Below are 10,350 nucleotides of genomic sequence, written 5' to 3' on the forward strand. Positions count from 1 at the left end.
AGTACCGCCAAATGCGGCGTCGCACACAACAGCGGGCGCGATGACCTCGTCGAGTGGCCGTGATCCTCTCATCGGCCGCAGAATGTCCGCCATGTGGCTGGTGTGGCAGATGTGGGGACATGTCATCGTGGCCGCCGTGCTGGCGGTCCCGGTCGCGCTCCTCGCCGCCCACCTGCTCGCCCGGCGGAGGGCGGCGCGCGGCCACCCCCACCCGGCCCGCACGGCGTACGCCGACGTCGGCATGATCGTCGGCACGCTCCCCTGGCTGTGGATGATCCTCACCCCGGGAAGCGGCACGGAGGGCGTCAATCTCGTCCCGCTACGCGATCTGGCCGCCGTGCTCCAGGCGCCGGCAACGACCGTGATCGTGCAGGTCGGGGGCAATCTCCTGGTCTTCGCGGCGCTGGGCGCGCTGCTGCCGGTCAGGTCCGCGCGGTTCGCCCGGCTCCGGACCGTGGCGCTCGTGGCCGCCGCCGCCTCGATCACCGTCGAGGCCCTGCAGTACGGCCTGCATCTCCACCGGGTGTCGTCGATCGACGACGTGCTGATCAACACGGCGGGGGCCGTCCTGGCCGCGATCATGACCCGGCACTGGCACGCGCGCGACCCCCGAGACGGCCGGACCGTTCCACGGTAACGGGTAGCGATTCTCCCCGGAGATCGTCACACAGGCACGATCCACTCAAAATAAGCCCAGGACCAACGTCATTTCCTGTGCGATCGTGGACAAGACGGGGCAAGTTCTCTACAGACGCTAACCCCCCGTTGGTGACAGAGGGTGATCAAACGTGACGGAATCGGCCCCGGTGCATCACGAGCTCCCGATCTATCGGCGCATCGCCGACAGGCTACGCGACAAGATCCTGTCCGGCGATCTGCACGACGGAGATCGGCTACCGGGCGAGAACGCACTGATGGCCGAGTACGGCGTCGCGCGCGCGACGGCCCGGCAGGCCCTCGCCGTGCTCATCAACGAGGGCCTGGCCGTACCCAGGCGCGGCTCCGGCGTGTACGTCCGGTTGTTCCGCCCGATCCGCCGGCACGGCTCGCGGCGGCTCGCCCGCGAGCAGTGGGCGGCGGGCCGCGCCATCTGGGACACCGACGCCCACGGCCGCGCCTACGCGGTCGACCAGGTCCAGATCGAGCGGGAGGCGGCGAGTGAGGAGGTCGCCCGCGTACTGGACACCGGCGAGGTGTGGGTACGGCGGCGGCGTTACCTGGTGGACGACCGGCCGGTCCAGCTCGCCGCCTCGCACTTCCCGGCCGACCTGGTCGAGGGGACGGCGGTCGTGCTGCCCGACACCGGCCCCGGCGGCGTCTACGCCCGGCTCGGCGACCTCGGCCACTCCCCGGCGCATTTCACCGAGGAGCTCCGCGCCCGGATGCCCCACCCGCGGGAGACGGATCTGCTCGGCCTGCCCGCCGGCACCCCCATCATCGCGATCATCCGCACCGCCTACACCGCGGAGGGCCGCCCCGTCGAGTACAACGAGATGGTCCTCGACGCCGCCTCGTACGTGCTCCAGTACGACTTCGACGCATAGGTCAAGGAGACCGCCGGCGTTAGAAGGACATGACCATACCGATCATTGATTTCTCTAGAGATGTCGCGCACCTTGAATAGAGAGGCCACGTCGCGTCCGGCGCCCACGGCACCCCAGGACGACGGAGGCGGCAGGGCCCGGCCACGAGCGCGGAAGCCTCCGACCCTATCGGGGGCGGAGGCTTCCGCATCCTTGATCCCCCGTGGGGGCGTCGCCACTGGTGCCATCCCAACGACGCCTCCACGGGCACCAGACGCGCCACCCCTCGGCGGCCGTCCGTCCGCGGCTACCGGCGCTGGCCGGGCTGACCGTGCTGCTCGTTCTGCTCGTTCTGCACCCGGACCACGGCGACGTCCGTCGTCACGTCGATGTCCTGGGCGGGCTGCTGCGGGACGCCCTCCACCGGCACGCCCTCCACGATGACCCGGATGTCCTCGTCCTCCTCGGCGGCGCCGTCGGCGGGCGCGAGTTCGAGCGGCTGCTGGACGACGTGCGCCTGCGGCGGCAGCACGGCTGCCTCGTCGATCAGGGGGCCCGCCGCGCTCTCCCGGTGAAGCAGGTCGCCCAGGACCGACCCGATCTCACCCAGCCGGCGCATGACCTCGGCGTGCGTGTCGGTCAGATAGGCCACGCGACGGCCGGTGTGCTCGTCGAGCGAGGCGGCCCGCTGCTGGGCGGCGGTGAGGGTCGCGTGCGACTCGGCGCGGGCGTCGCCGACCAGCTTCTCCGCCTCCAGGCGCGCGACCGTGAGCTGCCGGTCGGCCTCGGCGCGCGCTGCGCGCAGCGCGTCCTCGGCCTCGGCCCGCGCCGTGTTCAGAGTCTCCTCCGCGTCGGAGCCCGCCTGGGCGAGCAGGCGCTCGGCGGCGCTGGTGGCGTCGGCGACCCGGCGCTCGGCCTCCTCCTGGGCGGCGGTCCTGATCGAGTCGGCCTGCTCCCGCGCGGTCGTGACCATCCGCTCGGCCTCGGTCATGGCCTGCTCGCGCAGCTGCGTGGCCTCCGACTGGGACGCCTCCTTGTTGGCCGCCGCCTCCTCCTGCGCCAGCTTCAGTATCTGGCTCAGCCGCTCGCCCAGCTCATCGGGGTTCTGCGGGGCGCCCGCGAGCCTGCGGCGCGCCTCGGCCAGCTCGGCCCGGCCCTGCTCGGCCTGGTCGATGGTCCGCGCAAGCCGCTCCTCCAGGTCCCTGATCTGGTTCCGGGTCCTGATCATGTAGTCATGGACCTGCCTGCGGCTGTATCCACGCATGACGACCTCGAAGGAGTCGTCACTCAAGAGGTCGGGGAAGTTCTCGGTCTGATTCGTCATGACAAGCCCTGGGGTTGGGAATTGAGGCGGTAACGCACGTCAGGACATGACTTTCCTGCTATCCGCCCTACCTCGCAACCCGAACGCCCGACCTCGCACCCCTGGACGCTCCGCCCACGCCCGCGCCGTGCGACCGGGAGCCCGCCGAGAACACGCCCGTGGGATCATGGCGCCATGCCGTACATCGCTGCTCTTGACGACGACGCCACCCCCGAACTGCACCCCGAATCATGGGTCGCGCCCGGCGCCGTGATCGTCGGCCGGGTACGGCTCGGCCGCGCGTCGAGCGTCTGGTACGGCTCGGTCCTGCGCGGCGACGACGAGCGGATCGAGGTCGGGGCCGAGTGCAACATCCAGGACCTCTGCTGCCTGCACGCCGACCCCCGGCAGCCCGCGATCCTGGAGGACCGGGTGAGCCTCGGGCACAAGGCGATGGTGCACGGCGCCCACGTCGAGACGGGCGCGCTGATCGGCATCGGCGCGATCGTCCTCGGCGGCGCGCGCGTCGGCGCGGGCACGCTGGTCGCCGCGGGCGCGGTGGTCACGCCGGGGGCGCGGATCCCGGCGGGAGTGCTGGTCGCGGGTGTGCCCGCCAAGGTCGTCCGCGAACTGACCGACGGCGACCGCGCCTCGTTCGCCCACACCCCGGACAACTACATGGCCAAGGCCCACCGCCACGCCGCGGCGACCCGGCTCACGTCGGAGTGACGTCGGGCGTCCGGCACGGATGCCCGACGATCCGCGGTCACTTCGGAATGGCCGCGAACGCCGCCGCGACGACCTGGGTGAACGTGTGCACGAACGTCCCAGTCTGCGCGCCGTCCGCGGCTCCGGTGAACGAGCCGACCAGCGGCCGGTGGTCCGAGAGCTCGGGATTCGTCTGGATCACCTCGGCCCCGGCGTTCCGATAGTTCGACTGGCTGGCGAAGATGTAGTCGATCTTCCGGCCGCCCCGCGTGGTCGGGTTGCCGCCGCGGCTCTGCTTTCCGGCCGGTCCCGCGTCCACCTCCGTGTAGTTCCCCGCACCGAGGCCCGTCCCGTACACCGCGCCCATCTCGGGGTGCTCGGGCATGCGGTTGAAGTCGCCCCCGAGGATGATCGGCACGCCCCCCGCCCACCGGCCGATCTCGCCGGTGACCTGCTGCGGGGACTCCAGGGGCGAGATGTGGGTCACGCAACCGACGCCGTACTCCATGCCGATGACGGAACGCGCGCACAGCACGCCGCGCCGGTGGATGGGCGCGGACGGGTCGGCGTCCGGGTTGTCGACGACCAGCCGCCGGCGGAACGGGGCGCCCACGACGCCGTTCTTGAACGCCAGGGCGATGCCGGCGGTCCTGCCGTTCGGCGCCGTCGTCTGGTCGGTCAGGTCGCCCCAGATCTCGCGGCAGTTGGCCGACCTGCCGAGGCCGTACCAGACGAAGTCGTAATCGGGGAGCTCCCGCTGCAGCAGATCGACCTGGGCGTAACACATCTCGGTGAAGGACGCGACGTCCACGTCCCTGCTCCTGATCAGCGCGGAGACCTCGGGCGCCCAGACCCGCCGCCGTTCGGGGGTCAGATCCTCGCCGCAGGTGTTCCGCTTGTTGTTGCCCCCGCACACGTTGTAGGTGAGCACGCTCACCCGGTACGTCAGCGATCCGTCGGCCGCCCTCGCCCCGGCGGCCCCCACGAGTGGTGAGGCGAGCAGCACACCGGAGATCAGAAGCCTGGCCATGTCATGTCGCCGCGTACCGATCATAGCTCACTCTCCATAATCAATAGACTACTGAGCGTAGCAAACGTGATCATACTAGCGAGACGGGGATAGATCGCGGCAAAAAGGACGTCTTACCCCACCCACGCACCGGTGGTGAAATTCCCCACGTTGATTGCCATGACGGGCGCGGCCACCGCCAGGTATGCCATGAACACCCAGGGACGGCGCGAGCCCACGATGCCGACGGAGAGATAAAGCGGCCACCACAGCAGCGAGGCCCGCCCCACGGACATGTAGAACGACGACATCGCCAGCAGCGCCACCGCCTGCGGAGCGAGATAGGCGACGTCCGCCCACCGGAAGCGCGCCAGCCGCCAGACGATGAGCGCCACGAGCACCGCCGCCGCCAGCATCTCCTCCTGGTACGACGTGCGCAGCGCCACCTCGTCGATCGAGCGGTTCCAGGTGTTGAGGAACACCTGCCAGGGCTTCTCGGGGAACCGCCCCCAGTACTGCGCCTCGGCCGCCTTCCACGCCATCAGGTCGCCCGTACGGTTCCAGAGATAGAGCATGTACGCGAGGACCGGCACGCCGGGCAGCGCCAGCCACGGCAGCTTGCGCCACTGCCTGCCGTTCTCGGCGACCAGGAACATCACGGCCAGACCGAACGCGAGGAACAGCCCGGACACCCGGATCGAGGACGCCAGCGCGGCGCAGACGGAGGCGGCGGCCCAGCGCCCCCGGCGGGCGAGCAGCCACGCGGGGATCGCCAGCGCGAGAAACGGCGCCTCCGAGTACCCCGCGAGCAGGAACACCGCGAACGGGCTGAGGAAGAACGCCAGCACCGTCCAGGTGCCCGTTCCCTGCCGGTAGGAGTCGCTCAGCCGGGACAGCGCCACCGCGACCACCGCGCTGGCCACAAGGGACACCAGGACGATGGCCAGGCTCCAGTCGGAGATCAGCCAGTGCAGGTCCCGCAGCAGCAGCGGCAGCCCGGGGAAGAACGCGACCAGCTTCGGCGCGTCAGTCATGTCCGGCGGGCCGTCGTAGCCGTACTGCGCGATCGCGATGAAGTTGTCCGCGTCCCACGGCGTGAGCCGGTCGAGCAGGGGCGCCTCGGTGCGGCCGGGCGCCGCCAGCACCATGTAGATATACGTCGCGACGTGCCAGAAGAACCAGATCAGCAGGGCGGTCCGGTCGGCCGGCCGGCCGAGGAGCCGCCGCAGCCGGCCGAGCCGTTCTTCCCCTCGCGCCACGCCGGGGTCGATTGCGGGTTCCACTCCGGCCTCCGCCCGCTGAGTCTCCGTCACGCTGACCAATGGAAGTACGTGACACCCCCCTGTGCAAAGGGAGAGTCGAGAGGAAAACCCGACTCCCCACCCGGGCCCCACCATCCTCCCAGGTCATCGGCATAACTCGGGTGAAAGTTTCAGGCCGTCGTGTCGGCGGCGGGATCTACCATTGCCGGGTGCACTGGGACGGCTTCACGGCGATCGAGCGGGACGTCCGCGCCATGGTCGCCGATCCGCGGTGGGCGACGCTGCCCGGTCCCGCACGCGCGCAGGCGATCGCCGCGCGGGCCCTGATGGCCCCCGACGGCTCGTGCTGGCTGTTCGGCACGCACGCGCGCTGGTACCGGCTGGACCGGGTGGACGGCCGCTGGCACCTCTCGGCGCCCCCGGCGCTGCCCCACGTCCGCTCCGCCGCCCGCCCGGCGCCGGGCGCGGCGATCCCGCCGCTCCTCGTGCCCGACGGGCCCGACTTCGCGGTCGAGCGCGGCTCCACGCAGGGGTTCGTCGGGCCGGACGTGCCCCAGGGCGTCACCGAGCGGATCAGGGAGCTCGTGGTCGCGCACCGCCGGCTGGGCCGCGACGACTTCCCGCTGCCCCCGGGGTCGTTCCACGACGTCTTCGCCGCGGACGTCGCCGGCACGGTCGCCGCCGTGTGGGCGACGATCATGTGGTGCGCCTACGCCCCCGCCTTCGACGGCAACGAGGTGCTGCTGTCGATGTTCGGCGAGTTCCTGGCCCGGCCGCTGCCCGGGGACGAGTGGGTGCGCTGGCTCCCGCCGGTCCCCCTCGACGCGATCGTGTCGCTGTACGCCGAGCGGATGCTCGCCCGGCCGGGCGAGGCGGGGGCGCGGCTCGCCGGGCAGATGGCCGGGCTGGTCGTCGAGACCGCCTCGGCGCTCCGGGCCGACGCGCGGTTCCGCCCCAGGGCCGACGCCCTCCTCGCGATGGCCGGCCCGGCCGCCGCGAGCCCCTGGCTGGACGGCCCGGCGGCCCAGGCCGGCGCCGTACGGCAGGCCTGGCTGGCCCGCCGCCCGCCACACCTCGCCGTGGCGACCCTGTCCGAGACGTCCCCGGGCGAGCACTTCCGGCACCGGCTGTACGACCTGGTCGAGGCGCTGGGGCACGTGACCGCCTCGGGAGCCGACCCGCGCGCGGTCGCCGCCTCACTGCTCGCCGCCGACGTCACGGCTGTGACAGGGGGCGCCACGGCCGGCGTGGTGCCGCTGCTCTACCCCTGGATGGACGACGAGATGCGCCGGTCGTTCTACGTGACGCTCACCGACCGGGCGCATCCGCTGCGCGGTTGCTGGCCCTCCTCGGGCGCGCTTCCCGCCGCCCTGGTGCCGCCCGGCCGCGACGCGGCCGCCGCCCTGCTCGGAGCCGCGTACGCCACCGGCCTGGCCTGGTGCGCGGTGACCGGCACGGCGCCGCCCCCGCGCGGGTTCCCGGTCGCGTCGGCGCTCGTCGCGTGCCTCATGCACCAGCGGGACGACACCGTTCCCGGCGTCACGGTGACCAAGGAATTCCACGAACGGTCAGAGTCCGGGTGGCTTTTTCACAGCTGACGCATTGTTCACGCGAAACCCATGAAGCGCGATAACCTCTGCTTTTACCAAAGCATCCGGACCCCCTCCCGAAATTAACCGAATTGTGATCTCAGAATCTGGGAAATGGTTACTGATAGGGGGCGGACCAGCCCCCAGGAATGGTCCCGATGGGCCATGTCGGGGAAAGACAGCCGGACGTAACCTCGTGATGGGTGTGGGCTGCAGAAGGAAGGACGACGCGGTGGGGCACGACGACCTGGACTCTCGGGTCCACGACCGTGTCGCGTTGGACGAGATCGCGCTCTACGCAGAGGTGCTGGAGGCCGTCAACTTCAGCGATGAGCGACTGACCTTGGAAGAACTCGACAACGCACTCGGTTTGGGGACTTCGGCGAGCCGCTGAAGGCGAATACGAGAAACCCGACAGCCGATCATCCCGGACTCCGGCGACGGAGTCCGGGATCGTTTTCCCGGACTAGTCAACCAGTCCCCGCCGAAACTCCCTGCCACCGCTCAGGAAAGGCTTCAGGAGCGTACGAGCCGGGCGATGGCCGCGGACGCCTCCTTGATCTTCTCGTCCGCCGCAGGGCCGCCCTCGTTCACCGCGTGGGCGACGCAGTGCGCGATGTGGTCCTCCAGCAGCCCGAGAGCCACCGCCTGCAGCGCACGGGTGGCCGCGGACACCTGGGTGAGAATGTCGATGCAGTACGCGTCCTCATCGACCATCCGATGCAGCCCTCGGATCTGTCCCTCGATCCGGCGCAACCGCGTGAGATACGCCTGCTTGTCACCGCTGTACCCGTGCATGACCTCACGCTACCCGTTTTGGGTATGAACGCCAGTCACTCGCGGGATCGCAAACCGTACATCAGCTCCTGCCAGCGGGCCGCGATAGCGTCCGCGGCGTGCGTCGCGGCGGTCCGGAGGGCCCCGCCGGCGAGCGCCAGGCGGCGGCGGTCGTCGTCCACCAGGCCGAGCAGCGCGGCGGCGTACGCCTCGACCTCGTCGTCGCCTTCGGGCACCAGCACGCTGTCGTGGCCGGGCCGGACGAACTCCACCGGTCCGCGCGGGCCCTCGAACCCCACCACCGGCACACCGCAGCTCAGCGCCTCGACCACGCTCATGCCGGGCGCCTCCTGCCGGGACGGCACCGCCACGATGGACGCCTTGGCGAACTCGCCGGGCAGGTCGGACGTCGCGCCCATGAAATAGACGTGGTTGTGGAGGTCCAGCTCGCTGACGAGGGCGCGCAGCCGCTTCTCCTCCGGGCCGGTGCCGTACAGGCGCAGCCGCCAGTCGGGCCGCTTGTCCGCGACGATCGCGAACGCGCGGATCAGCCGGTTGTACGCCTTGACGGGCACCAGCCGGCCGCCGGCGCTGACGATGCGGTTGTCCATCCGGGATCGCGGCCACGGGCCGGCGGGCAGCGCGTCCGGGATGGCGTGCACCGAGAGGTCGTCGTCGAGGAGGCGGGCCCACTCGTCCCGCGCGCCCGCCGTGCTGGTCACCACCGCGTCCAGACGGGGATAGAACCGGCGGACCGGGTCGGGCACCGAGGGGCGCGACCACTCGCGGGCGATGCGCACCACCTCGCGCGGCGCGTGCCGGGCGGCCTGGACGCCGAGGCCGGGCCGGGTCGTGACGAGCACGTCGGTGCGCAGCCCGCGCAGGGTGCGCCAGAGCGCGACCTCGGTGCGCACCTGGCCGGGGGGCAGCAGGTGGCGCACGCCGGGGCGCGCGTCGACCAGCCAGCGCAGGGAGACCCGCGGATCGACCGGGAAGAACGGCGTCTCCCTGGTCCGCTTGACGCTCACGACCTCCACCTCGTGCCGCGCCGCCAACCCGGCCGCGAGGTTCAGGGTGGCGCGCACGTCTCCACGCATCGCGTACGCCGAGGGGACGAGAAAGGAGATCTTCACGCCCCTACCTCCAGCCGCAGCTCGTCGTCGGAGGTGAAAGTGGGGGTGACCGGGACGCCGTCCACGAGCACGCGCGGGAAGTGGACCCGGCGGCGCTTGCCCTCGACGTCGTCGATCCTGGCGCCCAGCGGGAGCGGTCCGTCGACGCCGTCCACCTCCAGGGACGGCTGCCAGACGCCCTCCTGCTCGGGCGCGGCGGCGAGCACGTCGCACAGCGAGAGCGCCGCGTGGAATCGCACGCCCTGCACGGTGGCGGCGACGGTCACGCTCGCGTCCCGCTCGCCCTGGCCGTTCTGGTGGCCGCGGCGCATCGCCAGTCGCGCGTCGCGGTTCCGGTCGTCGTCGTCCAGCCCGGTGTACGCGAGCAGGCCGGTGACCTCGAAGCGCCCCTCGCGGAACCACACCGCCCGGACGTCCGCCACCGGCGCGGCCCGGTCGATCTTGACGGCCAGAAAGCCGTTGCGGGTCCGATACGCCCGGTATGCCAGTGTGCGCCGTCCCAGCGCGTACGCGTCGAGGCGGTCCAGGGAGAACCCGGGGTCGACGCTGCGCATCCGCGTCCGAAGACCGTCGCGCTGCAGGTAGGCGTCCCAGCGGCCGGGCGTGAGCGAAAGCGACGCCAGCGGGACCGCGAGCCCGGCCGTCCCCGCCGGGGCCTCGGCCTCCTCGTGTCCGTCAAGGGAGATCAGGCGCTCGGCTCCGGTGCCGCGGTGCCGCAGGACCAGCCGCTCGTCGCCCGTCAGCGGCTCCTCAAGCGTGATCCGTACGGAGAGCACGTCGGCAAGGGTGACTTCGGCATTCGTAACGATCACGCTCACCGCGCAGCCCCCTCCCCGTTGATTGAGCCACGTTGAGGCTACCGTGATTTTCCCGTTATGTGGATATGCCGAGAAAGGGATTTGGGATCAACACCCCGTTTTCCGACACTCCTTGTCGCTTGACCGAAAAATTCCACAAATTGTAGATAAGATAGACAAGCGACGGGCCGCCCTTCCCGTTCCTCCCCGGGAAGGGCGGCCCGTACGGCTTCGCCCTCGGTCAGCCTG

The 10,350-nt window shown here is 71.2% G+C and carries 11 protein-coding genes; 5 read left to right on the forward strand and 6 right to left on the reverse strand.

Going from position 1 to position 10,350, the window contains the following annotated elements; all coding sequences use genetic code 11:
* The first annotated feature begins 91 nt into the window (after window positions 1–91).
* Both AWQ68_RS13910 and AWQ68_RS13915 read left to right on the forward strand, forming a co-directional pair.
* Window positions 92–637: a VanZ family protein gene (locus AWQ68_RS13910; RefSeq protein WP_066940194.1), complete on the forward strand. Its 546-nt coding sequence runs from the start codon at window positions 92–94 to the stop codon at window positions 635–637.
* Between the two features lie 151 nt (window positions 638–788).
* Window positions 789–1,544, forward strand: coding sequence for a GntR family transcriptional regulator (locus AWQ68_RS13915; RefSeq protein WP_066940197.1), 756 nt, complete (start codon window positions 789–791; stop codon window positions 1,542–1,544).
* 286 nt (window positions 1,545–1,830) lie between these two features.
* Here the strand turns inward: AWQ68_RS13915 and AWQ68_RS13920 are convergent, their stop codons facing one another.
* The gene (locus AWQ68_RS13920; protein ID WP_084463957.1) at window positions 1,831–2,847 is read right to left on the reverse strand and encodes a coiled-coil domain-containing protein; all 1,017 of its coding nucleotides are present in this window, start codon (window positions 2,845–2,847) and stop codon (window positions 1,831–1,833) included.
* A 174-nt stretch (window positions 2,848–3,021) separates the two neighbouring features.
* Between AWQ68_RS13920 and AWQ68_RS13925 the strand changes: the two genes are divergently transcribed.
* Window positions 3,022–3,555, forward strand: a complete 534-nt coding sequence (locus tag AWQ68_RS13925; RefSeq protein WP_066940200.1) for a gamma carbonic anhydrase family protein — start codon at window positions 3,022–3,024, stop codon at window positions 3,553–3,555.
* A 37-nt stretch (window positions 3,556–3,592) separates the two neighbouring features.
* On the opposite strand, the gene AWQ68_RS13930 is transcribed toward AWQ68_RS13925, so the two are convergent.
* Together AWQ68_RS13930 and AWQ68_RS13935 are read right to left on the reverse strand one after the other, a co-directional pair.
* The gene (locus AWQ68_RS13930; RefSeq protein WP_066940202.1) at window positions 3,593–4,564 is read right to left on the reverse strand and encodes an endonuclease/exonuclease/phosphatase family protein; all 972 of its coding nucleotides are present in this window, start codon (window positions 4,562–4,564) and stop codon (window positions 3,593–3,595) included.
* Between the two features lie 113 nt (window positions 4,565–4,677).
* A complete protein-coding gene (locus AWQ68_RS13935; RefSeq protein WP_084463959.1) occupies window positions 4,678–5,826 on the reverse strand; it encodes a mannosyltransferase family protein in 1,149 nt (382 codons plus the stop codon).
* A gap of 188 nt (window positions 5,827–6,014) precedes the next feature.
* Between AWQ68_RS13935 and AWQ68_RS13940 the strand changes: the two genes are divergently transcribed.
* The gene (locus AWQ68_RS13940; protein ID WP_245655901.1) at window positions 6,015–7,403 is read left to right on the forward strand and encodes a hypothetical protein; all 1,389 of its coding nucleotides are present in this window, start codon (window positions 6,015–6,017) and stop codon (window positions 7,401–7,403) included.
* A 223-nt stretch (window positions 7,404–7,626) separates the two neighbouring features.
* Window positions 7,627–7,788: a hypothetical protein gene (locus tag AWQ68_RS43545; protein WP_169808914.1), complete on the forward strand. Its 162-nt coding sequence runs from the start codon at window positions 7,627–7,629 to the stop codon at window positions 7,786–7,788.
* A 122-nt stretch (window positions 7,789–7,910) separates the two neighbouring features.
* Here AWQ68_RS43545 and AWQ68_RS13945 read toward each other — a convergent pair whose 3' ends face one another.
* Genes AWQ68_RS13945 through AWQ68_RS13955 form a run of 3 tightly spaced genes read right to left on the reverse strand, consistent with a single transcriptional unit; the run spans window position 7,911 to window position 10,122 of the window.
* Window positions 7,911–8,192 carry a metal-sensitive transcriptional regulator gene (locus AWQ68_RS13945; protein WP_066940205.1) on the reverse strand — a complete coding sequence of 94 codons (282 nt, stop codon included), beginning with the start codon at window positions 8,190–8,192 and terminating at the stop codon, window positions 7,911–7,913.
* Between the two features lie 35 nt (window positions 8,193–8,227).
* Window positions 8,228–9,304, reverse strand: coding sequence for a glycosyltransferase (locus AWQ68_RS13950; protein ID WP_066940208.1), 1,077 nt, complete (start codon window positions 9,302–9,304; stop codon window positions 8,228–8,230).
* Window positions 9,301–10,122 (reverse strand): hypothetical protein, encoded by an 822-nt coding sequence (locus AWQ68_RS13955; RefSeq protein WP_066940211.1) that lies wholly within the window; start codon window positions 10,120–10,122, stop codon window positions 9,301–9,303. The genes AWQ68_RS13950 and AWQ68_RS13955 overlap by 4 nt, the downstream gene beginning before the upstream one ends.
* Window positions 10,123–10,350: the final 228 nt, after the last annotated feature.

This window comes from Microtetraspora fusca, from assembly GCF_001570365.1.
Taxonomy (GTDB): domain Bacteria; phylum Actinomycetota; class Actinomycetes; order Streptosporangiales; family Streptosporangiaceae; genus Microtetraspora; species Microtetraspora fusca.

Coding starts and splice junctions, on each gene's coding strand:
- AWQ68_RS13930 (WP_066940202.1), bottom strand. CDS start 4,564: ATGGCCAGGCTTCTGATCTCCGGTGTGCTGCTCGCCTCACCACTCGTG.
- AWQ68_RS13945 (WP_066940205.1), bottom strand. CDS start 8,192: ATGCACGGGTACAGCGGTGACAAGCAGGCGTATCTCACGCGGTTGCGC.
- AWQ68_RS13925 (WP_066940200.1), top strand. CDS start 3,022: ATGCCGTACATCGCTGCTCTTGACGACGACGCCACCCCCGAACTGCAC.
- AWQ68_RS13910 (WP_066940194.1), top strand. CDS start 92: ATGTGGCTGGTGTGGCAGATGTGGGGACATGTCATCGTGGCCGCCGTG.
- AWQ68_RS13920 (WP_084463957.1), bottom strand. CDS start 2,847: ATGACGAATCAGACCGAGAACTTCCCCGACCTCTTGAGTGACGACTCC.